General features: G+C 72.2%; 13 protein-coding genes. 10 read left to right on the plus strand and 3 right to left on the minus strand.

What is annotated here, in order from left to right:
• The first annotated feature begins 92 nt into the window (after positions 1–92).
• Positions 93–800: an RraA family protein gene (locus tag ACIBST_RS22930; protein ID WP_397174345.1), complete on the plus strand. Its 708-nt coding sequence runs from the start codon at positions 93–95 to the stop codon at positions 798–800.
• Positions 800–3,952 (plus strand): hypothetical protein, encoded by a 3,153-nt coding sequence (locus ACIBST_RS22935; RefSeq protein ID WP_397174346.1) that lies wholly within the window; start codon positions 800–802, stop codon positions 3,950–3,952. The genes ACIBST_RS22930 and ACIBST_RS22935 overlap by 1 nt, the downstream gene beginning before the upstream one ends.
• On the opposite strand, the gene ACIBST_RS22940 is transcribed toward ACIBST_RS22935, so the two are convergent.
• The gene (locus ACIBST_RS22940; protein ID WP_397174348.1) at positions 3,877–4,659 is read right to left on the minus strand and encodes a polysaccharide deacetylase family protein; all 783 of its coding nucleotides are present in this window, start codon (positions 4,657–4,659) and stop codon (positions 3,877–3,879) included. The two genes, ACIBST_RS22935 and ACIBST_RS22940, sit on opposite strands and share 76 nt — an antisense overlap.
• A gap of 142 nt (positions 4,660–4,801) precedes the next feature.
• Between ACIBST_RS22940 and ACIBST_RS22945 the strand changes: the two genes are divergently transcribed.
• From ACIBST_RS22945 to ACIBST_RS22955, 3 genes are read left to right on the plus strand one after another with little or no spacing between them, the layout of a single operon-like run.
• The gene (locus ACIBST_RS22945) at positions 4,802–6,286 is read left to right on the plus strand and encodes a twin-arginine translocation signal domain-containing protein (RefSeq protein WP_397174349.1); all 1,485 of its coding nucleotides are present in this window, start codon (positions 4,802–4,804) and stop codon (positions 6,284–6,286) included.
• The gene (locus tag ACIBST_RS22950) at positions 6,283–9,894 is read left to right on the plus strand and encodes a beta-galactosidase (RefSeq protein ID WP_397174350.1); all 3,612 of its coding nucleotides are present in this window, start codon (positions 6,283–6,285) and stop codon (positions 9,892–9,894) included. The genes ACIBST_RS22945 and ACIBST_RS22950 overlap by 4 nt, the downstream gene beginning before the upstream one ends.
• A 42-nt stretch (positions 9,895–9,936) precedes the next feature.
• Positions 9,937–11,802, plus strand: coding sequence for a glycoside hydrolase family 97 catalytic domain-containing protein (locus tag ACIBST_RS22955; protein WP_397174352.1), 1,866 nt, complete (start codon positions 9,937–9,939; stop codon positions 11,800–11,802).
• On the opposite strand, the gene ACIBST_RS22960 is transcribed toward ACIBST_RS22955, so the two are convergent.
• Positions 11,799–13,088: an ROK family transcriptional regulator gene (locus ACIBST_RS22960; RefSeq protein WP_397174353.1), complete on the minus strand. Its 1,290-nt coding sequence runs from the start codon at positions 13,086–13,088 to the stop codon at positions 11,799–11,801. The genes ACIBST_RS22955 and ACIBST_RS22960 overlap by 4 nt on opposite strands.
• Positions 13,089–13,215: 127 nt before the next feature.
• Here ACIBST_RS22960 and ACIBST_RS22965 point away from each other — a divergent pair, with 127 nt between their 5' ends.
• Positions 13,216–15,447 carry an FAD-dependent oxidoreductase gene (locus tag ACIBST_RS22965; protein WP_397174354.1) on the plus strand — a complete coding sequence of 744 codons (2,232 nt, stop codon included), beginning with the start codon at positions 13,216–13,218 and terminating at the stop codon, positions 15,445–15,447.
• A gap of 18 nt (positions 15,448–15,465) precedes the next feature.
• Positions 15,466–18,435, plus strand: coding sequence for an alpha-mannosidase (locus ACIBST_RS22970; RefSeq protein ID WP_397174356.1), 2,970 nt, complete (start codon positions 15,466–15,468; stop codon positions 18,433–18,435).
• Here the strand turns inward: ACIBST_RS22970 and ACIBST_RS22975 are convergent.
• Complete coding sequence (locus ACIBST_RS22975) at positions 18,416–19,450, minus strand: LacI family DNA-binding transcriptional regulator (protein WP_397174357.1); 1,035 nt, start codon at positions 19,448–19,450, stop codon at positions 18,416–18,418. The genes ACIBST_RS22970 and ACIBST_RS22975 overlap by 20 nt on opposite strands.
• A 248-nt stretch (positions 19,451–19,698) precedes the next feature.
• On the opposite strand from ACIBST_RS22975, the gene ACIBST_RS22980 reads away from it, so the two are divergent.
• The 3 genes from ACIBST_RS22980 to ACIBST_RS22990 are packed head-to-tail and all read left to right on the plus strand — an operon-like array spanning position 19,699 to position 22,785.
• Positions 19,699–21,039 (plus strand): extracellular solute-binding protein, encoded by a 1,341-nt coding sequence (locus ACIBST_RS22980; RefSeq protein ID WP_397174359.1) that lies wholly within the window; start codon positions 19,699–19,701, stop codon positions 21,037–21,039.
• The gene (locus tag ACIBST_RS22985; RefSeq protein WP_397158481.1) at positions 21,023–21,910 is read left to right on the plus strand and encodes a carbohydrate ABC transporter permease; all 888 of its coding nucleotides are present in this window, start codon (positions 21,023–21,025) and stop codon (positions 21,908–21,910) included. Before ACIBST_RS22980 ends, ACIBST_RS22985 begins: the two co-directional genes overlap by 17 nt.
• Positions 21,907–22,785, plus strand: a complete 879-nt coding sequence (locus tag ACIBST_RS22990) for a carbohydrate ABC transporter permease (RefSeq protein ID WP_358299433.1) — start codon at positions 21,907–21,909, stop codon at positions 22,783–22,785. The genes ACIBST_RS22985 and ACIBST_RS22990 overlap by 4 nt, the downstream gene beginning before the upstream one ends.
• Position 22,786: the final 1 nt, after the last annotated feature.

A 22,786-nucleotide genomic window follows, 5' to 3' on the forward strand; every position in this document is an offset into this window, starting at 1 on the left:
CGAAACCCCCTTGCCCTGCACCTCACCCTGCCCGCCGGGACCCGCACCGGTCTTCGCGCGGGGCCCGATCACGAGCGTCACCTAGGAGTGGCATGCATCGGCTGAAACGCTGGAACACCCCCACCGTCTACAACGGCTGGGAACAGATCACCCAGCGCGACATCGCCTTCCACCAGGAGGAATCGCGCGACTTCATGCCCCAGATGGGCCCCATGGTCGGCCGGGCGGTCACCGTCGTCATCGAGCCGGGCAACCCGGAGCACCCCGCTGACGTGTGGGACGACTACCGGCGCTACGTGGCCTCGGTCGACGGGCCGAAGATCGTCGTCGTCCAGGACCTCGACAAGCCCAGGACCGTCGGCTCGTTCTGGGGCGAGGTCAACAGCGGCGCGCACCGCGCGCTGGGCTGCGTCGGCACCATCACCGACGGCGCGATCCGTGACCTGGACGAGATGACCGGCGCCGGGTTCAAAGCCCTCGCCAGGCGGCTGTGCGTCGGGCACGCCCATGTCCGCCCGGTGCGCTGGGGCGTGCCGGTCGAGGTGTTCGGGCAGGTCGTCGAGCCGGGGCAGCTCGTGCACGCCGACCAGCACGGGTTCCTGGCGATCCCGGCCGAGGACGAGGACGGGCTGCTGGAAGCGGCGGCCTTCATGGACGCCAACGAGTGCGGCACCGTCATCCCCGCCGCGCAGGCGGCGGGCCGCTCCCACGAGCAGGTGATCGCCGACCTCGGCGCGGCGGGCGAGGACTTCGCCCGCGCGGCCGGAGAGCGCTACGGACGGCAAGGAGAATCCCGCTGATGAAGATCACCTCAAGGAGGGTGGCCGCCGCCTGCGCGGCCACCCTGGCGGCCGGGCTGCTGACGGCCCTGCTCACGGCCCTGCCCGCGCAGAGCGCGAGCGCCGCGGCGGCGGCCACGGCCGTGCTCGGCGCCGACCCCGTCTACACCGGCGTCGTCAAGGCGTGGCCGGGCGACGGCGACAAGGACCCGGCCCACGCCGTCAGCGAGCGCGGCGGCGAGTCGTGCTGGCAGATGTCCGGCACGCCGTACAACCGCTACGTCTACGTGGACGTGGCCGACGCCGCGATCCCCGCCGGGGCGACCCGCGCCTGGGTCGTGGTCCGCTACTTCGACGCCGGACCGGTCGGCCTCGACGTGCACTACGACGGCAAGGCCGGCGCCTTCACCGGCAGCGCCAACGTGGCGCTGACCGGCGCCGGCACGTGGAAGAGCTCGGTCATCGGGCTCAGCGACATCAACTTCAAGAACCGGGCCAACGGCGCCGACTTCCGGCTCAACGTCAAGGCCGACGCCGCCTCGATGCCCGCCGTCTGCTTCAGCAGGGTCGAGGTGCACTTCACCGACCCGTCGCAGCTCACGATCACCAACCCGTCGCTGGTCTTCACCCAGGGGACGAACACGATCGACGTCGCCGCGGCGGCCGACCAGGTCGAGTGGACGATCGGCGACCCGAGCGGCGTCCCGCTGCGGTCGGGCACGCGGGCGGTGACCGGGGGCACCACGAAGATCGACATTTCCGATCTCGGCCCGGGTTACTACCGGCTGACCGTCTCGACCGGGGTCACCACCCGTTCCACCTCGTTCGGGGTCGTCACCCCGTTCGCCACGAAGGATCCGTACTTCGCCGCCGCCATCCACTACGGCTGGCAGCCGGGCATCGAGGAACAGCTGCTCAGGACGGCCGCGCAGATCGGGTGGACCGAGGTGCGCTCCGACGCCAACTGGTCGGGCATCGAGAAGCAGGCGGGCGTCTACGACTTCACCGGCGCCCTCGACACCGGCCTGCGCAAGGCGCATGAGAACGGCATCACCACGATGCCCATCCTCGGCTACCGCAACCCGCTGTACGACGGCGGCAAGACGCCCAGCACCCCCGCCGGGCTGGCCGCGTTCGGCCGCTTCGGCGCGGCCGTGACGGCCAACTACGCCTCCTTCACCAAGGACGTCTCGGTCTACAACGAGTACAACTCCACCGGCTTCAACGACGGCGCCTGCGGCATCACCCCGCAGTGCTACCTCGACGTCGTCAGGGCCCTCTACCCGGCCATCCACCAGGCGGTGCCCGCGGCCAACGTGGTCGGCCCGACCTCGGCCGGCACCCAGCTCGCCTGGCACGACCAGTTCCTCGCCCTCGGCGGCCTGGACTACCTCGACACGCTGAGCGTCAACTTCTACGGCTACGCCGACGCCGGGGCCGGCACGCCGCCCGAGCGGACCGTGATGACGACCGAGTTCCCGCAGCTCGTGGCGAAGGTCAAGGCCAGGAAGAACATGCCGATCTGGATCAGCGAGAACGGCTGGCCCACCCACACCGCCGGCTCCACCGAGGCCCAGCAGGCCGACTACCTGATCAGGGCGCAGACGCTGGCCAGGAGCGCGGGCGCGGACAAGTACTTCTGGTACGACCTCATCGACGACGGCGACAACGCCGGCGAGCGCGAGCACCGCTTCGGCCTGTTCCGCCGCCCGGTCTCCGGCGTCGCCGCCCCCTCGCCCAAGCCGGCCGCGATCTCGCAGGCCGTGCTGATCCGCAAGCTCGCCGGCCGTACGCTCGGCGCCCGCCAGGACACCGGCGACGCCGACGTCCACTCCTACCCGATCAGCGGCGGCACCCGGCTGCTGTGGGCCGTCCAGCCCCGCTCGGTCACGCTCTCCGCGCTCGGCGACGTCACGCTGACCGACCAGTTCGGCGCGGTCAGCACGCTCCGGCCGCAGGCCGGCAAGGTGCGGCTCGACCTGGACGGCAGCCCCGTCTTCGTCTCCGGCCCCGTCTCCTCGGTCGAGGCCGGCGCCTCGCCGCTGTCGGTCAGCGCCCCCGGGCAGTCGGTCACCGGCGAGAAGCTGGCCGTGACCGTCACCGCCGACCGCACCGGCGGCGCGAAGCTGCCGGGCAGGCTGGCCGTGGCCGCCGGCGGCGTCAAGGCCGACCTGGTCACCCGCAAGGGCAGGAAGACGTCGGTCACGCTGGAGCTGCCCGCCACTCCGGTGACCGGCCGCAGGCCGGTCACCGTGACGGCCGCCGACGACTTCGGCCCCATCGCCCGGCTGCGCTCGGGAACCCAGGTGGTCAGGCCGTACACGGTCAACGGGCGGCCGGTCGTCGACGGGAGGAAGCTCCGGGTCACCGTGACCAACAACAGCCCGTCCACGCCGGTCAAGCTGCGCTCAGTCGGCTGGCAGGTGGGCTCGTGGCGCGGGGTGGTCGCCGATCCGGCCGAGGTGCCCGCGCTGGGCTCGGCCTCGGTGGAGGTGCCGGTGCCGGACGCCCTGCCGTACGTGAACTACAGCTACGCGGTCACGGCCGGGAACGCGAGCGACACCGGGTCGCTCAGCTTCAGCCCGATCGAGAAGGCCGGGGCGACCACCCTGGACCCGATCGACCTGAACGGCCTCGGCCGCTGGGTGGGCCTGCGCGGCGGCACCCGGACCGGCCCCGACGACCTGTCCGGGACCATCCGGTTCACGCACAGCCCGGACGCGCTGATCCTGGACGCGGTCATCAAGGACGACGTGCACAACGCCGCCCGCACCGACCCGTCGCTGACCTGGCAGGTCGACTCCGTGCAGTTCAGCCTGTACTCGGCCTTCCCGGGCGAGCTCACCGGCGACCGCGTCGAGATCGGCGCGGCCCTGCTGCCGTCGGGGCCCGCCGCCTACACCTGGACCGGCCCGGCCGGGCCGACCCCGGGCGCCGACGTCGCCATCACCAGGGACGAGACGGCCAAGACCACCACGTACCGGCTGGCCGTGCCGTGGGCGTCGCTCGGCTACGACCAGCCGCCGACCGGCGTGATCGGGATCTCGTTCCTCGTCAACGACGCCGACGGCGGAACGGGCGGCGACGCCCGCGACGGTTACCTCGAATGGGGGAGCGGCGTCGGCAGCGCGCCGAAGAACCCGGCGCTGTTCCGCTCCGCCCAGCTCGTCTGAGCGGACCGGTCCAGGTCGTCGAAGCCCAGGACGTCGAGTCCCAGCTCGGCGGCCTGGGCCAGCACCGTCTCCAGCCGCGCCGGTGACACGTGGTTGCACTCGTGCGAGTCGGCGACCGCGTGCGCGTAGAACGTCACCGCCTCCTGCCGCCCGGCCGCGCGCACCAGGGCCGAACGCACCGAGGCGTCGTCGACCCCGGCGGGCTTGAACAGCTTGCCCGTGTCGATCCCGGCCCCGATCAGCACGCGGCGCCCGGCGAGCTCGGCGACCGGGGTGAAGATCTCGTCCACGGTGTCCAGGCCGCCCTCGGCCGGATGCCGGGCGCCGCCGCGCAACCGGGGGAACACCCCGCCCAGCACCGCGTCCGATCGTTCGTCGCGGCGGCTCACCGGATAGGCGAAGCAGGCGGCCTCGAACCCGTGCGCGCGCAGCGCCGCCAGGCACGGGGTGACGTCCTCGGCCAGGTAGCCGTCGCCGCCGAGGGCCGCGATCCGGTCGGGCGCCCACAGGTGCCGGTAGCCGTGCGCCCCCACGGTGTGCCCGTCGTCCGCCAGCTCGCGCAGCCGTTTCCAGCCGTCGTCGTCGATCCTGTACGGCTCGCTGACGAAGAACGTCACCCGCGCGCCGTACTCCCTGAACAGGCCGCGCACCGCGCTCCATTCGGGGACGAAGAAGTCGTCGAAGGTCATCAGCAGGATGCCGCTCATGGCGGTGATCCTAACGTGTTAACGCGTCAACTTGAAGGCGTACACGTCACTCGTACGCGTCCGTTGACGGGAGGTGGTCCGGATCTCTAGTCTCCACTTAATCCGGGGTATGGATTTAGTCGCCGTTCGCGAAGGAGAACCCGTGACCGCAGCCGATCCGCCCGACGTTCCTCGTGCCCTCTCCCGCCGTGCCGTCCTCGCGGGCGCGGGTCTCGGCACGGCCGCCGCCGTGCTCGGGCTCCCCGGGCCGGCGAACGCCGCCGCGACGCCCGTGCCGCTGGGGGCGCTGCTCGGCACCAACCACGCCGCCGGGGCCGGTCCCGGCATCGGCGCCCTGGCCGGGATGTCGTGGGATCGCGCCGACGTCCTGTGGGCCGCCGTCGAACCGGCCCAGGGGACGTACGATGACACCGCCGTCCACGCCTTCGGCGCCCGGTTCGCCGCCGCCGCGCTGAACGGCGTCACCCTGCTCCCGGTCCTGGCCTACTCCGCCCCGTGGGCCGCCCGGACGACGGCGTACGGCTGGACGCACTGGGACGTGCGGTACGAGGTCGGCGCCGCCCAGGCGAACACCGGCTCGGGCTGGTCACGCCGGGTGACCAGGACCCGGATCAGCACCGGCGAAATCCTCCAGGACGAGGTCGTCGTGCTGCCCAAGGACAGGACGCCGCCGGCGGACCCGGCGAGGTGGAGCGCGTTCGTCGACCATGTCGTGGGGATCCTGCGCGGCACCTACGGGGTCGAGTACTTCCAGGTGTGGAACGAGGCGTACTGGTCGGCGGGGTTCTGGTACGGCAGCCCGTACGAGTACGTCGACCAGATCCACAAGCCCGCGTCGGCGGTGATCCGCGGCCACGGCGGCAAGGTTGTCTACGGCGGCTGGCCGTCGGTGGCGGCGATCGCCCGCTTCACCGCCCTGCTGACCGAGACAGGCGCCTGGTCCAGCATCGACGTGCTCGACGTGCACTACTACAAGCCGTCCGACCTGGAGTCGCTGCGGGTCGCGTGCGTCGCCGCGCTGGGGACGTCGCTGCCGATCTGGCAGACCGAGATCGGCTACTCGGCCAGCCCCGCGGCGGCCGCCCTGGTATACCCGGGACTGCTGCACTGGGCGATCACGCGCGGCCTCGCGCAGCGGCCGGACGGCTTCAAGCTGCTCTGGTACGCCTGGCAGGCGCCCGCCTCGGCGTCCGCCGCCGACGCCGGCCGCTACCTGCGCAAGGCCGACGGGACGCCGACCTCCCACGGCGTCTGCCTCGGCACCGTCGCCGACCTCTTCGACGGCGTGGTGCCCGAGACCTACGACACCCACACCAACGACGCCGGGCTCACGACGGCCCGGGACTGGGCTTCCGGTTCCGTCGAAGGGTTCCTGGTCGGCGGCAGCAGGATCGTGATCGCCGTCCACACCCCGGCCGGTTGGGCGGGCACGCACGTGACCTTCACCCTGGCCTCGCCGCCGCCCACGGCCGTCGCGGCCCGCGTGGACCTGACCGGTCAGCGCACGCCACTGACCCTCACCGGCGACACGGTCACCGTGCCGCTGGCCGACGCGCCGGGGTCGGCCGCCGCCTCCTGCAACGCCGCTTCCAGCATCCGCACCTGCTATCTCGAGGTCTCCTTGTGACAATCTCCCGCCGTACATTCCTGCGCGGCGTCGGCGTCTCCGCCACCGCCGCCGTGCTCCCCGCCGTCACCGCCCAGTGGGCGGCCGCCGACCCGCGCTCCGCCCTGCTGACCCGCGAACAGCTGACGGCGCTGCTCGGACGGGGCGCGCACCTCCCGCTCGTGAGGCTCGCCGCGGCGGGGGACCTCGGCGGCGCGTTCGGCGCCCGCCTGCCGAGCCGCGACGACCAGGTGTCCATCACGGGGTGGGCCGGCGCGGATGACCTGTCGGCCGACCTCGCGCTCGGCTACGACGCCGAACGGCTGTACGTCGCCGCGACGGTGACCGACGACGTCCACCACCCGATCGGCGGCACCAACCAGTGGCAGGGCGACGGGCTCCAGATCGCCTTCGGCGACAGCGGCGGCGGATACGGCCCGGAGTACGGCCTCGCGCTGCTCGACGGCGGCCCCGAGGTCTACCGGTTCAGCGACGGCCCGGTCACCTCGCCGGTCGGCGACGTCACCCTGACCGCCCGGCGCGAGGGGACGAAGACGCACTACCTGGCGGCGTTCCCGTGGGCCTCGACCGGCGTCGACGCCCCGGCTCCCGGCGGCTCGGTGCTGTTCAACGCGATCGTCAACGACAACGACGGCGCGCACCGGCGGGGCTGGATCCAGTGGCGTCCCGGCATCGCCACCGGCAAGTCCGCGCAGGAGTTCGTGCGGCTGGCGGCCCTGCCCGAGTCGGGCGCGTGCCAGGCCTGGATCACCCTCGACGAGGACGAGGTCGAGGCGGGGTCCACGATCGAGGCGGCGATCTACGTCCTGAACTGGGACGACGCCGACCGCCGCGTCGAGGTGACCGGCCCGGACGGCGCCGCGACCCCCGCGACGATCCCGGCTCGCACCACCCTGCGGCTCACGATCCCGATCACCGCGACGACTGCGGGCGAGCTCGCGATCACCGCCTCGGTGCAGGACCTGACCGGCGGCGCGACCACCGATCTGGCGGCGACCGGCCGGGTCACGATGTCGGCGGAGGCGATCGCGCGGGACCTCGCCGGGATCGCCGCATCCGTCAGGACGGCCGGGGACCTGCTGGCACAGTGCGAGGAGCGGGGTATCCCCACCTCCTACGAACGCGTCGACGCGACCACCTTGGAGAAGTTCACCGGCTACACCCGCGACGACGTCACGGCAGGTCAGAGGTGGCGCGCCACCTACAACACGGTCACCATGACGGCGATGGCCGACCACCTTCTCACCCGCCTGCGATCCCTGGCCGCCGGGAAGGCCCAGGGGACGCGGGTGCCGCGCTACATCACCGGGCCGATCGGCCGCGACGACTGGATGTTCACCGGCACGGTCTCCGACGGCACGACGACCAGGAAGGGCCGCCCGGTCGTGTTCAGCGGCCCGATGGGATGGGCCGAGGTGGTCGCCGACATCCCCAGGCTGGCCGATCTCGGCTTCAACGCCTGCGCCCTGGAGATGGGGCCGCAGAGCGCGATCGTCCCGCCGGACGCGATCCCGGGCTGGGGCACGACGGGCGTCGGCGACGCCGCGGTGACCTTCGCCCGCGACGCGTCGGTCTCCCACGGCTCCGCCGCGTCCCTGCGCGTGTCGTTCGCCGGTCCGAGAAGGCCGAACAACTACCGCCAGTTCTCCCAGCTGCTGACCGTGGAGCCGGGGGCCGCCTACCGGGTCCGCGCGTGGATCAAGGGGCAGGACGTCACCCTTCGCGCGGTGTCGATCCCCACCGCCACCTGGGCCACCCGCTACTACCCGCCGGAGGGCAGCTACGACTGGCAGCAGGTCGAGTTCACCCTCACCCCCGGCAACGTGTCGTCCTACCGCTTCTCGATCATCTGCGAGGGCCAGGTCGGGGCGCTGTGGATCGACGACCTGACCATCACGCGCGCCGACGGGGCGGGTCCGGAGAACATCGCGGGCAACGGCGGGTTCGACGAAGCGGTGACGGTCGCGGCGAGCGGCGAGTACGCGGTGTCGCCGTACGAGATCGACCGGGGCCCGGTCCGCTGGCTCGCGGCGGCGGCCGAGGCGAACGTCGCCCTGAGCCTGCTGCTGGCGCCGCAGTACTTCCCGGCCTTCCTGACGGTCAGGCACCCCGAGCTCAAACTGGCCGAGGGATACGACGTCCACCACCCGCTGGCGCGGGAGGTGATCGAGGCGTTCCTGCGTGCGATCGTCCCCAGGATCGCGAAGTCGCCGGCGCTGCACAGCCTGATCCTCAGCAACGAGCCCCGCTACGTCGACACGGCGAGCCCGTCGACCAGGCTCGGCTGGGCGCGCTTCCTCACCGCGGAGTACCGCGACATCGCCGAGCTCAACAAGGTGTACGGCACCGTCCACCGGACCTTCGAAGAGGTGCCCGCCCCCGGCGTGCGGGCGGTCGAGCCGACCGTGCGGTGTCACGACTGGATCACCTTCAACACCAGGGCGTTCGCCGCGTGGCACGCGTGGATGGCCGAGGTGGTCCACGACATCGCCCCGGACGTCCCGGTGCACTCCAAGATGGTGGGCAGCACCCTGAAGGACCGCAACTACCTGCTGTGGGGCCCCGATCCCGAGCAGTGGGCCACCTTCTCCCAGCTGTCGGGCAACGACGCGTCGAACTACCCGGGACAGGGCGCCGACGGCTTCCTGGGCAAGTTCGCGTTCTACGACCTCCAGGCCGGCATCGCGCGGACCCCGGTGTTCGACTCCGAGGACCACGTGATCCCCGACCGCAGCACGTCGTACTCGAAGGTGGAGGCGGCGCACGTCGCGGCGGACCTGTGGCAGGGCGCCCTGCACGGCCGTTCCGCCACCGCCTTCTGGGTGTGGGCGCGGACCACCGAGGCGGCGTCCACGCTGGCGGGCAGCATGCTGCACCGGCCGGACGTGATCGCCGCGGCGGGCCGGACCAGCCTGGACCTGAACCGGTTCGCCGCCGAGGTGGCCCTGCTGCAGGGCGCCGGGGCCGGGGTCGGCATCCTGTACTCGCGCACCTCGTCGGTGTACTCCGCGCAGCACCTGGCCGCGGTGCGCGAGGTGTACAAGGCCCTGACCATGAACGGGATCCCCGTGCACTTCGTCACCGAGTCCGGCCTGTCCGGGCGGCAGGCCGCCGAGGGGGTGAGGACGGTGATCGCACCCGGGGTGACGCATCTGCCGTCCGCCTGCCTGCCAGGGCTGCGGGACCTGGCCGGCAAGTCCCGGCTCGTCGTCGCGGGCGCCGACGCCCTGACGCGCGACGAGCGGAACCAGGCCCTTCCGGCCGGTGAGCGCGCGCAGGTGCTCAGGAAGGCGACCCTCCTGCAGGCCGACGGCCCGGCCGGCATCGGGGCCGCCGTCCTCGGCCTGGCACGGCGGCTCCGGCTCGACGTGGTGACGCTGGAGCGGACGTCCGGCGGCACGCCCGCCGACGTCGAGTGGCGGCCGGTGCACGACGGCAGGCGCTGGCTGGTCGGCGTGACGAACTACGGCAAGCGGCCGGAAGTGGTGACGATCAGGCTCCACGGCCGCGGGCCGCGCGAGCTCCAGGACCTGCTCACCGGGGAACGGCTCGACCGGTCGCGGACGGAGCTGGCCCCGCTGACGCCGCGCCTCCTGACCCTGCGGTAATGCCGCTTTTCATTCCACCCATCGGACTAAAGGAAACCCAACGTGTTGTGGACCGTGAAGTCGCCCGAGGGCGCGGTCGAGCTCGACGTCTCACTGGACGACCGGGGCCGGCTCTTCTACGACGTGCGGCGGCGCGGCGTCGTACTCCTGCGGCGGTCCAGGCTCGGCGTAGAGCGGCGGGACGCGTCGTTCCACGACGGGCTCACGCTGGTCGCCGAACCCGTGGCCGAGGTGCGGGAGGACGGTCACGCCGCGGCGCACGGCAAGCGCGCCGTGCTGCGCGAGCGGTCCACGGCGGCGACGCTGTCGGTGCGCGGACGCAACGGCGCGCGCCTCGACCTCGACCTCCGCGTCCTGGACGACGCCGTCGCGTTCCGCTACCGCTTCCCCGAGAGCTCCGGCACGGCCACGGTCACCAGGGAGCTGACGACCTTCGCGTTCGCGGCGGAAGGGCGGGCCTGGGCGCAGCCGACCTCGCCCTCCGACGGCGGCGGACCCGCCCACGAGAACCTCTACACCAACGGCGTGCCCATCGGCACCCCGACCGGCGCGCGCTCCTACGACCTGCCGGCCACGTTCGAGGTGAACGGGCAGTGGCTGCTCGTCTCCGAGGCCGGGCTGGACGAGACCTTCCACGGCACCCGGCTGGCCCCCGTCCCGGCCGGCCGGGAGTACGGCGTGCTGGGCCCCGACCCGGACGAGGGCCTCGGGCACGGCGACGTCCTGGCCACCTCGGCGTTGCCGTGGACGCTCCCGTGGCGGTTCGTCGCGATCGCGGACACCGCGGCCGGGCTGATCGGGTCCACGACCGTGTGGCACCTGGCCGAGCCCGCCGCGATCACCGACACCTCGTGGATCAGGCCGGGACGCGTGTCGTGGAGCTGGTGGTCGGAAAACGCCAGCCCGCGCGACCTGGCCGCGCTGCGGCGTTTCGTGGACCTGGCGGGCGAGATGGGCTGGGAGTACTCGCTCGTCGACGCGAACTGGACCGTCCACACCGAGCAGGAGATCCGCGACCTGGTCCGCTACGCCGCGGAACGGGACGTGCGCCTGTTCCTCTGGTACAACTCCGCCGGGCCGAACAACGACTCGACCGAGGGGCCGCGCGACCTCATGCACCTGCCCGAGACGCGGCGGGCGGAGCTGGCCAGGATCGCGGGCTGGGGGATCGCCGGGATCAAGGTCGACTTCTTCCACTCCGACAAGCAGGCCGGGATCGCGCACTACCTCGGCATCCTGCGGGACGCGGCCGAGGCCGGGCTGATGGTCAACTTCCACGGCAGCACCATCCCGCGCGGCTGGGAGCGGACGTGGCCGCACCTGATGACGCTGGAGGCCGTACGCGGGGCCGAGTGGTACCTGTTCGGGCCGGCGTTCGCGGAGGAGGCCGTGTGGCACAACACCGTGCTGCCGTTCACCCGCAACGTGATCGGCCCGATGGACTACACGCCGGTGACCTTCGGCGACGCGCTGCGGCCCCGCAGGACCACGGCGGCCCACGAGCTGGCGCTCGCGGTGGTCTACGAGTCGGGGCTGCTGCACTTCGCGGACTCGCCCGAGTCCTACCGGGCGCAGCCGGCGGAGGTGCGCGAGGTGCTGCGGGCCGTGCCGGCCGCCTGGGACGACACGGTCGGGCTGGCGGGGGAGCCGGGCGACCACGTCGTGCTGGCCCGCCGTACGGGAGGGACCTGGTGGCTGGCGGGCATCAACGGCCCGGTCGCGCGCCCGGCGGCCACCCTCGGCCTTGGGCGCCTCGGGCCGCTGAGCGGCACCTGGCGCCTGGTCGGCGACGGCGCGGACCGCGACGCGGTGGCGGTCTCCGACGTCGCGGCGGGCGAGGCGTTCCGGGTGCCCGCCATGCCCCCGGGCGGCGGCTTCGTGGCCCGCCTGCTTCCCGAGCGGACCTAGGGGCGGGCCGAGAAGCGTTCGTCGAGGATCAGGCAGGCGGCGCCGATCGCGGCCACGTCGGCGCCCAGCGCGGTCCCCATGACGCCGAGGTCGTGGATCTCCCGCATCACGAACCGCTCGGTCACCGCCGATCTGAGCAGCGGCAGGTAGTGGTGTGCGGCCGGCGCCCACGCGGGCCCGCCGCACACCACGAGCTCGGTGTCGAGCAGGTTGCCGATGGTGAGGATCGCGCGGGCGAGCCGCCGCCCGGACCGGCGCAGGATCTCCACCGCCCGCGCGTCGCCGTCGTCGGCCGCCCGGCACAGCGCGCCGAGCCGCCTGACCGCCTGGACGAGCTGACCGTCCTCCGGCGTGGCGGGCAGGACGCCCGCCGCGACGGCCTCCTGGATGAGGAACAGCGGCGAGCACGCGGTGCCCAGGCAGCCGCGCTGCCCGCATTCGCAGGGCGGCCCGTCGGCGTCGACGATCAGGTGGCCGATGTCGCCGGCGTTGCTGGACCGGCCGCGTATCACGATGTCGCCGCTGACCAGCCCCACCCCGACGCCGGTGCCCAGGTAGAGGAAGACGAAGTCGCTGTTGCCCGTCGCGCCGCCGGCCCAGCGCTCGGCCACCGCGGCGGCGGTGACGTCCTTGTCGAGCACGATGGGCAGCCCGGTCGCCCGGTGCAGCCGGTCGACGAGCTCGACGCGGTGCCAGCCGGGCAGGTGCGGCGGGTCGACCATGGCCCCGCCCGCGATGTCGAGGGGGCCGGGCGCCGCGATGCCGAGGCCGAGCACCCGGTCGCGCTCGACGCCGGATCCGGCGAGCAGGACGTCGAGGGCCGCGGCCATGCCGGTCATGATGGCGTCGGCGTCCTGGGGGCTGGCGGTCTGCCTGCTGAAGTGGGCCACAAGGTTGCCGCCGAGGTCGAGCAGCACGTACGTGATCGTGGCCGGGTCGATGTGCACGCCGAGCGCGTAGCGGCTGGCAGGCACCAGCTCAAGGGTGCGGCGCGGCCGGCCGAACCCGGTCGTGGACGTGCCGGTCTCCGCGATGAGCCCCTGGTCGAGCAGCCGCTGGCAGACGTCCGACACGGTCTGCGCGGCCAGGCCCGTCTCGACGACCAGCTCCGCGCGCGAGCTCCCGGTCCGCGCCCGCCTGATCGCGTCGAGGACGACCGAGTCGTTGAAGTCCGCGACGTGTTCGAGATTGGAGCCGCGCCGGAGCCCCGAGGATCGGGCCGGCGGCCCGCCCTCGCGCCTGGCTGCCTTCCCGACCGTGGTCGACTCCCGCCTGGCTGCTGCCACTGGTCCCCGTTCCCCTCGCCGTCGTCGCGCTCTGCGCCTACCTTAGCCAACCCGTCGTTGACTTATTCAAGACGTCGGAAATATTGTAGATCCGCGTTGCTCGATTCGACCAAGAAAGTCGGCAATCATGATGCAGATCGCACACACCGCCGATGTCACCGTGGTCGGCGGCGGCCTGGCCGGTGTCACGGCCGCCGTGAGCGCCGCCCGCAACGGCGCGAAAGTGGCCCTGATCAACAACAGGGGAGTGCTGGGCGGCAACTCCAGCAGCGAGATCCGGGTGTGGGTGGTGGGCGCCACCGCGCACGGCGCGCAGAAGTTCGCCCGCGAGACCGGCCTGATGGGCGAGCTGTTCGCGGAGAACCAGTGGCGCAACCCGGAGGGCAACCCGATCCTGTGGGACCACGTCGTCCTCGACCTGGTGCGCGCCGAGCCGAACATCACCCTCTTCCTCAACACCGAGGTCCGCGAGGTCGAGGCGGACGGCGAGGAGAAGGACCGGGTGATCCGCTCGGTCACCGGCTGGCAGTCCGGCTCGGAGAAGCTGATCACATTCGAGTCGCCGCTCTTCCTCGACTGCACGGGGGACGGCCTGGTCGGCCTGCTCGCCGGCGCCAGGTTCGCCACCGGCCGGGAGGACCGCAGCGTGTACGGCGAGGATTGGGCCCCCGACGTCGCCGACGACAACATGCTCGGCAGCACGATCCTCTTCTACACCAAGGACACCGGCCGCCCGGTCCGTTTCGTCCCGCCGGGCATCACCAAGGACGTCGAGGCGTTCGACCTGCCGCTGCGCCGCCACATCGACCCCGGCATGAACGGCTGCGACTACTGGTGGATCGAGTGGGGCGGCGAGCTCGACGCGGTCGCCGACAACGAGCGCATCCGCGACGAGCTGTGGGGCATCGTCTTCGGCATCTGGCACCACATCAAGAACTCCGGCCGCTTCGAGGCCGACAACCTGACGCTGGAGTGGGTGGGCAGCCTGCCGGGCAAGCGCGAGTACCGCCGCTTCCTCGGCGACCACGTCCTGACCCAGCAGGACATCGTCGGCCAGACCCGCTTCCCCGACTCGGTCGGCTTCGGCGGCTGGTCCATCGACCTGCACCCGCCGGGCGGCATCTACGCCGCCGACAGCCCCTCCAAGCACCTGTTCGGCCCCGGCCTGTACGACATCCCGTTCCGCTGCCTGTACTCCGCCAACGTCCGCAACCTGATGCTGGCGGGCCGCGACATCTCGGCCAGCCACGTCGCCTTCGGCAGCACCCGCGTGATGGCCACCTGCGCCGTCGTGGGGGAGGCCGCGGGCGCGGGGGCCGCGCTCGCCGTGCGCAGGGGCGTGACGCCGCGCGAGATCGCGACCTCGCACCTGGGCGAGTTGCAGTCGATGCTCCTGCGGCAGGACGCCTCCCTGCTGGGCGTGCCCTGGCAGGACCCGTCCGACCTGGCGCTCAAGGCCACGGTGACGGCGTCGTCCACGCTCACCCGCCTGGCGGGCGACGGAGGCGGCGAGCCGGAACCGCTCCCGATCGGCGAGGCCGACTTCGGGCTGCTGCTGCCCGCCGACCCGCGGATCGACGTCGTGCGGATCGGCGTCGACGCCGCCCGCGCCACCACCGCGACGGTCGAGCTGTGGGGCACGGGCGGCGGGCTGAACCACATCCCCGTGGAACCGCTCGCCCGGCGCGAGGTCCGGGTGGAGGCCGGGCGCGGCCGGCTGGAGGCCCGCTTCGACGACGTGCCCTTCGACGGGGGCGAGGTGGTCGTGGTCGTCCGGCGGAACGCCGACCTCGCCGTCCTGGTCGGCGCGGACCGCCCGCCGTACGGCGTCCTCGGGCTGCTCAGCAGGGAACCGGCGCTCGACACCGGCAAGCCGCAGAGCAACGCGTGGTCGGCCTTCGAGCTGCGCAGGCGCACGCCGCGGTTCGAGGTCGAGCCCGCGACCGCGGCCTACCGGCCCGAGCAGGTCGCCGGCGGGCTCGCCAGGCCCTACGACGGGCCGAACCTGTGGGTCTCCGAAGGCGGCGGCGAGCAGCACGTCGAGCTGCGCTGGAGCGGGGAGCGGGCGATCGGCCGGGTGGAGCTGATCTTCAACGACGACGTCGACGAGGACCTGGTCAACCTGCATCACCATCGCACGCCGTACCTCGTCATGCCGGAACTGGTGAAGGACTACCGGATCGAGGTGGCGCGTACGGGCGGCTGGGAGACGGCCGTGTCCGTCACCGGCAACCGCATGCGCCGCCGGGTCCACGTGCTTGACCCCGCCACGCGGGCGGGCGCCCTGCGGGTCGTCGTCACGGCGACCAACGGCGACGAGCGAGCCATGATCGTCGCCGTGCGGGTCTTCGAAACCTGACTTTGGAGAGAGTGCATCGTGCATGACAACCGTTTGATCGTCGAGGGACGGCTGGCGCGTTTCGTCCAGCAGTTCCTGCCCGGCGCCCTCTACCGGGAACGACGGCCCCTCACCGTGGAGGCGTGGAACGTGCCCGGCGAGCCGGTGCCCGCCCAGGCGGCGTTCGCGGCCGGCTACCAGCCGGTCACGCTGCCGCACCGGTGGGGCGACCCGTGGGGCACGACCTGGTTCCACGTGACCGGCCGGACGCCGGAGGAGATTCCCCCGGGCACCCGGCTGGAGATCGTCGTCGACCTGGGCTTCTCCGGGCCGCGTCCCGGGTTCCAGGCCGAAGGGCTCGGCTACCTGCCCGACGGCACGCTCATCAAGGCCGTGGCGCCGCGCAGCTCCCACCTGCCGTGGGACCCGGCCGAGCCGTACGTCGACCTGTACGTCGAGGCGGCGGCGAACCCGGAGCTCGCCGGCGAGAACACCTACGAGCCGACGACGCTGGGCGACCGGGCGACGGCGGGCGGCGGGCCGTTGTACACCGCCAGAGCGTTCGACGTGGCGCTGCTGGACATCGGGGTGTGGGAGCTGGCGCAGGACATCTGGACGCTGGACGGGCTGATGCGCGAGCTGAGCCCCGAGTCGGCGCGCCGGTGGGAGATCCTGCGGGCGCTGGAGCGGATGCTCGACGCCGTCGACCCCGCCGCCGTGTCGGCGACCGCGGCGGCGGGACGCGCGGCGCTGGCCGACGTGCTGGCCAGCCCCGCCGCGGCCAGCAGCCACCGGATCGTCGCCGTCGGGCACGCCCACATCGACACGGCCTGGCTGTGGCCGGTGCGCGAGACGATCCGCAAGTGCGCGCGCACGTTCGCCAGCGCGGTGACCCTCATGGACGAGCACCCCGAGTACCGCTTCGCCTGCTCCTCCGCCCAGCAGCTGGCCTGGGTGAAGCAGCACTACCCGGCGCTGTTCGAGCGCATCAGGAAGAAGGTGGCCGCCGGGCAGTTCATCCCGGTCGGCGGCATGTGGGTCGAACCCGACATCAACATGCCCGGCGGCGAGTCGCTGGCCCGCCAGTTCCTGTACGGCAAGCAGTTCTTCCTGAAGGAGTTCGGCGTGGACACGCTGGAGGCCTGGGTGCCGGACACCTTCGGCTACTCGGCCGCGCTGCCGCAGATCATCGCCGCCTCGGGCAGCCGCTGGTTCCTCACCCAGAAGATCTCCTGGAACCAGGTCAACCAGATCCCGCACAGCACCTTCCTGTGGGAGGGCATCGACGGCACCCGGATCTTCACCCACTTCCCGCCCGCCGACACCTACATCTCCGAGCTGTCCGGCGCCGAGCTCGCCCACGCCGCGCGCAGCTACAAGGAGAAGGGCGTGGCCGGGACCTCGCTCGTGCCGTTCGGCTGGGGCGACGGCGGCGGCGGCCCGACCCGCGAGATGCTCGCCGCCGCCGAGCGGCTCAGGTCACTGGAAGGCTCGCCGGCGGTGACGATCGACTCGCCCCAGGCCTTCTTCGAACGCGCCGAGGCCGAGTACGAGAACCCGCCGGTGTGGTCGGGCGAGCTCTATCTCGAACTGCACCGCGGGACCCTGACCAGCCAGCACCTGACCAAGCAGGGCAACCGCCGCAACGAGCACCTGCTGCGCGAGGCCGAGCTGTGGGCCGCGACCGCCGCCGTCCGCGAGGGCGCCGCCTACCCCTACGACGAGCTGACCGACAGCTGGCACACCGTGCTGCTGCAGCAGTTCCACGACGTGCTGCCCGGCACCTCGATCGCCTGGGTGCACGACGAGGTCGAGCAGAACAACGCCGACCTGCTGGAGCGGCTGGACCGGGTGATCGACGAAAGCGTACGCGTCCTCGTCGGCGACGGCGACCTGGAGCTCGCCACGGACGGGCTCGGCATCCGCGAGCGCGCCACGCACCCGGCGGGGGTCTCACTCACCGCGGAGGACGCGGGGTTCGTGCTCGACAACGGGCTCGTGCGGGCGGTGATCGACCGCCGGGGTCACCTGGTGTCGCTGCGCGACGCCGGGACCGGCCGCGAGGCGATCGCGCCGGGCGCGGCCGGCCACCGCCTGGTGCTGCACCGCGACATCCCCAACGAGTGGGACGCCTGGGACATCGACGAGCACTACCGGCGCGTCGCCCGCGACGTCGACGAGGTCGAGAGCCTGGAGACCGGCGACGGGGAGGTCGTCGTGACCCGCCGCTTCGGCGACTCGACGATCAGGCAGACGCTGCGGCTGCGCCCGGGATCGGCCGCGCTCGACCTGGTCGCCGAGGTGGACTGGCACGAGCGCCACGCCTTGCTCAAGCTCGTCTTCCCGCTGGACGTGCACGCCGACAGGTTCGCCGCCGAGACCCAGTTCGGACACGTGTACCGGCCCACGCACACCAACACCTCCTGGGACGCCGCCCGCTTCGAGGTGTGCGCGCACCGCTGGATCCACGTCGGCGAGCCCGGGTACGGCGTGGCCATCGCCAACGAGTCGACGTACGGCCACGACGTGGTGCGCGACACCCGCCAGGACGGCGGCACGACCACGACCGTCGGCCTGTCCATGCTGCGCGGGCCGATGTTCCCCGATCCCGGATCCGACCTGGGCAGGCACACGATCGCCTACTCGATCAGGCCGAACGCCGGCATCCGCGAGGCCGTCGCCGAGGGGTACCGCGCGAACGTGCCGGCGCGTGCCGTGCGCGGGGGGCGGGAGGTCGAGCCGCTGGTGCGGGTCTCGCACCCGGCCGTGATCGTGGAGGCGGTCAAGCTCGCCGAGGACCGCAGCGGCGACGTGATCGTGCGCCTGTACGAGTCGGAGGGGACCAGGGCGCCCGTGCGCGTCGAGGGAGTCGGGGACGCCCGCTTCGTGGACCTGGTCGAACGCGACGTCGAGCCGCCCGCGGACGCGCGGTTCGAGCCGGGGGCCGTGTCGCTGACGCTGCGCCCGTTCCAGCTGGTCACGCTGCGCTTCACAGCAGCTGGTCGATGAACTCCAGCAGGGTGGCGAGGTCGCCGGCGGCCTGACCGCCCGCGGTGGTGCGGCCGACGACGAGCTTCGGCGCGAAGTCGGCCGCCGTGCCCGGCGCGATCAGGTGCCGCGCCGCCGCGTCGCCGAGCGCGGGCAGGTTGGGGTCGATGGTCGTCAGGAACCCCGACCTGCGCTGCGGCGGATCCATCGAGAAGTGGTCGTGGCCGACCAGCGCCACGTCCTCCGGGATCCGCAGGCCGTGGGCGCGCAGGCCGACGTAGGCGCCGTAGGCGATGAAGTCGTTGGCGCAGAAGATGGCGTCGACCTCGGTGCCCGCCTCGATCAGCCGGTTGACGGCCTGCAGGCCCCACGCCTTGGACCAGTCGCCGACGATGGGCTCCACCGCGTGCCCGGCGGCGGCCAGGGTCTCCACGAACCCGCGCGTGCGCAGCTCGGCGCCCCGCTCGCTGCCCTCGCCGATGTGCGCGATCTTCGTCCTGCCGAGCGACAGCAGGTGCTCGGCGGCGATCCGCCCCGCGCCGTGGTCGTCGGGCAGGAACGAGACGTCGGCCGGGTCGTCGGACTCGCAGAAGGCGTAGGCGACGGGGCATGACAGCCGGTCGGAGACGGACGGGTAGAGGCCCGACGGCCCCGACCCGATGACCAGCACGGCGTCGACGTGACGGGCTTCGAGCGCCCGGACGAACTGGGCACGCCGCTGGTCGCTCTCGGCGGCGTCGCACACGAGCGTGGCCAGCCCGGCCGCGGCCAGCCTGCGTTCCGCGCCGCGCAGCACCATGCTGCTGAAGATCTCCGAGGCGTCCTCGATGATGATCCCGACCAGCTCGCTCCGCCCTCTGGCGAAGGACTTGGCCAGGGCGTTGGGCCGGAAGTCGAGGCGTTCCACGGCGTCGTGGATGCGCCTGCGGGTCTCCTCGGAGGCGCGTCCGGTGTTGTTGAGCACCTTCGACACCAGCGACACCGAGACGCCGGCGGCCGCGGCGACGTCCGCGAGGGTAGCGGCCTTGCGCGCCATCAGTTCCTGTCCTCCCGGTGACAACAGGTGACGTCCACGTTTCTCCGGACTCTTGACAAAGTACCAGGATCAGCACGACCATGGCGATGGTCAACCGGTTGACCATCGCCACCAAATCCGCCGGCACGCCACTGCTGCCCGCGTGAGCCCCCAGCGGTCACGACACCGCCGAGCTCGATCGCCACCATGCCCGCAAAGAGGGATTCGTCATGCTTTATCACAAAAACTGGCGGCTCGCCGGTATCGCGATGACCGGAATCATAGCTCTCACCGCGTGTTCGTCCGGACGTCCCGACGCCGGGACGGACCCGGACGCCAAGGTGACGATCCACGTCGGCAACATGCCCACCAAGGACAACGCCGACAATCTCGCTCTGTTCACCAAGCAGGTCACGGCCTTCCAGAAGCTCCACCCGAACATCACGGTGGTGGGCGAGGAGACCAAGTTCGACCCGCAGACGTTCGCCGCCCTCGTCGCCGGCGGCTCGATGCCCACCACGATGCAGGTGCCGTACACCAACATCCAGCAGCTCGCCCTCAACGGCCAGGTACGCGACATCACCGACCTGGTCAAGGGCGACGCGGTGCTCTCCAGGCTCAACCCGGCCGTCGCCAAGCAGACGCAGAACGCGGAGGGCCACACCTTCGGCGTCGTCTCGGCCGCGTACACGATGGCCTTCATCTACAACCGGGCGCTGTACGAGAAGGCGGGCCTCGACCCCGACACCCCGCCGAAGACCTGGGACGAGGTGCGCGCCAACGCCAAGGCGATCAGCAGGTCGAGCGACGCGGCCGGCTTCACGATCGCGACGACGACCAACTCCGGCGGCTGGATCCTCACCACGATGGCCTACGCCAACGGCAGCATGATCCAGCAGCGCCAGGGCGACACCGTCACGTCCACGATCGACGCGGCCGGCGTGCAGGACGCGCTGACGTTCCTGCACGACGTCCGGTGGACCGACCAGGCCGCGGGCAAGAACTTCCTGCTGAGCCAGGACGACATGCGCAACTCCATCGCCGCCGGGCGGATCGGGCAGACCGTCCTCGGCGCCGACCTCTACCGCGACCTCGTCGGCAACCGCGACATGCCCGGCGACGACCTGGGCATCGCGCCGCTCCCGCAGTCGGCCGCCGGCATCGGCACGCTGGGCGGCGGCGACATCGCCGTCGTCAGCCCCAAGGCCGCCCCGAGCGAGGCGGCCGCCGCCCTGGAGTGGGTGAAGTTCCGGTACCTGAACCGCTTCCTCGACCAGCAGGCCGCCGTCGAGTGGGCCGAGACCTCCAAGGCGGGCGGCCTGCCCGTGGGCGCGCCCGAGGTGCCGCTGTTCTCGCCGGAGATCTACGACCGCTACCTGACCTGGGTCTCCGGCTACGTCAACGTCAAGCGAGACAACTACCGGGCCTACTTCGACAGCCTGGGCAGACTGCCCATCCTCGGCGAGCCGCCCGTGGCCGCGCAGGAGACCTACGCGCTCCTCGACGCCGTCACCCAGCAGGTCCTCACCAAGCAGGACGCCGACATCCCTGCGGCGCTCACCCAGGCCCGGACGGACGCGCAGGCGCTGATCGATGCCGCCGCTCAGTAGGTGGACCCAGCGCGGCGGCCTCGGGAAACTCCTGTTCACCGCGCCCATGCTCATCGTGTTCGGGCTGTTCTCGTGGTGGCCGATCCTGCGCAGCCTGGTCCTCAGCTTCCAGCGCACCAACCTGGTCACCGACCCCACCTGGGTCGGGCTGCGCAACTTCAGCAGGGTGCTCGCCGACCCGCTGCTCGCCACCGCCGCCTGGAACACCGTCTGGTTCACCGCGCTGGCCCTGGTCGTCGGCTTCCCTGTGCCGGTGCTGCTCGCCGTGTTCATCGGGGAGCTGCGCCGGACGCGGACGATCGCCAGCGTGCTCGTCTACGTGCCGATCATCATCCCGCCGGTCGTGGCGGTGCTGCTGTGGAAGCAGCTGTACGACCCGAGCGAGCACGGCCTGCTCAACACCGTGGCAGGCTGGGCCGGGCTGGGACCGTTCCCCTGGCTGCAGAGCGCCGAGACGGCGATGCCCAGCATCGTCGTCCAGGCGACCTGGGCGGGCTTCGGCACGACGACGATCATCTACGTCGCCGCGCTGATGTCGGTGCCGCCCGAGCTCTACGAGGCGGCCGAGCTCGACGGCGCCGGGGTGCTGCGCCGGGTGTGGCACATCACGCTGCCCCAGCTGCGCCCGGTCATCCTGCTCATGCTGATCCTCCAGGTCATCGGCACCTTCCAGGTGTTCACCGAGCCCTACGTCATGACCGGCGGCGGGCCGGACAACAGCACGGTCACGCTGCTCATGCTGATCTTCAAGTACGCCTTCGTCGCCGGCGACTTCGGCAAGGCGACGGCGCTGAGCCTGATGCTCGCCGTCTTCCTCACCGCCCTGTCGGCGGTGTACCTGCGCGCGACGAGGGGGTGGAAGCACTCATGAACGAGCGTGGCATCCTGTCCAGCGGCGAGCGGCGCAGGCCGGCGACCCGCGTGGTGTTCACCGGGCTGATCGTGGCCGTGCTCGCCTGCCTCGCGATCGTCGCGGCCGGGCCGATCCTCTGGCTGGCCAAGTCGGCGGTGTCGACCTCGCAGGACATCCTGCGCGACCCGTTCGGCTGGTGGCCGAGCGGCATCCGGTGGGACAACCTGGCCAGGGCGTGGAACGGTATGGACATCGGCCGGGCCCTGGCCAACACGGTCTGGATCGCGGCCGGCAACTGGTTCTTCGGCCTGCTGGTCGCTCTGACCGGTGGCTACTCCCTCGCCATCCTGCGGCCGAGGTACGCCGGGGTCGTCTCGGCCGCGGTGATGGCCACCCTGTTCATCCCGGGAGTCGTCTCCCTGGTGTCGCTGTACCTGACCGTGATCGACGTGCCGGGCGTCGGGGCCAACCTGATCGACAGCTACTGGGCCGTGTGGCTGCCCGCCGCCGCGCACGCCTTCAACGTGCTGCTGGTGAAGAACTTCTTCGCCGAGCTGCCGAAGGAGGTCTTCGAGGCGGCCAAGGTCGACGGCGCCAACTCCTTCGAGGTGTTCCGGCGCATCGTGCTGCCGATGTCGCGGCCGATCATCGCCGTCGTCTCGCTGCTCACGCTGGTGTCGGCCTGGAAGGAGTTCCTGTGGCCGCTCCTCGTGCTGCCCTCGCCCGATCTGCAGCCGCTGTCCGTCGTCCTCTACAAGATCTCGGCCACCGCGGAGACCAGCACGCTCATCGCCGCCATGTTCATCGCCGTGATCCTCCCGCTGGTCTTCTTCCTGCTGTTCCAGAAGCAGTTCCTACGAAGCGCCGGCCGCGCCGGCGCCGTCAAGGGGTGAC

This window comes from Nonomuraea sp. NPDC049684 (genome assembly GCF_044465345.1).
Classification (GTDB): domain Bacteria; phylum Actinomycetota; class Actinomycetes; order Streptosporangiales; family Streptosporangiaceae; genus Nonomuraea.

Bases quoted from the DNA above. Each gene is read 5' to 3' on its own strand.
- ACIBST_RS22930 (WP_397174345.1), top strand. From the start codon at position 93: ATGCATCGGCTGAAACGCTGGAACACCCCCACCGTCTACAACGGCTGG.
- ACIBST_RS22935 (WP_397174346.1), top strand. From the start codon at position 800: ATGAAGATCACCTCAAGGAGGGTGGCCGCCGCCTGCGCGGCCACCCTG.
- ACIBST_RS22940 (WP_397174348.1), bottom strand. From the start codon at position 4,659: ATGAGCGGCATCCTGCTGATGACCTTCGACGACTTCTTCGTCCCCGAA.
- ACIBST_RS22965 (WP_397174354.1), top strand. From the start codon at position 13,216: ATGATGCAGATCGCACACACCGCCGATGTCACCGTGGTCGGCGGCGGC.
- ACIBST_RS22975 (WP_397174357.1), bottom strand. From the start codon at position 19,450: ATGGCGCGCAAGGCCGCTACCCTCGCGGACGTCGCCGCGGCCGCCGGC.
- ACIBST_RS22980 (WP_397174359.1), top strand. From the start codon at position 19,699: ATGACCGGAATCATAGCTCTCACCGCGTGTTCGTCCGGACGTCCCGAC.
- ACIBST_RS22985 (WP_397158481.1), top strand. From the start codon at position 21,023: ATGCCGCCGCTCAGTAGGTGGACCCAGCGCGGCGGCCTCGGGAAACTC.
- ACIBST_RS22990 (WP_358299433.1), top strand. From the start codon at position 21,907: ATGAACGAGCGTGGCATCCTGTCCAGCGGCGAGCGGCGCAGGCCGGCG.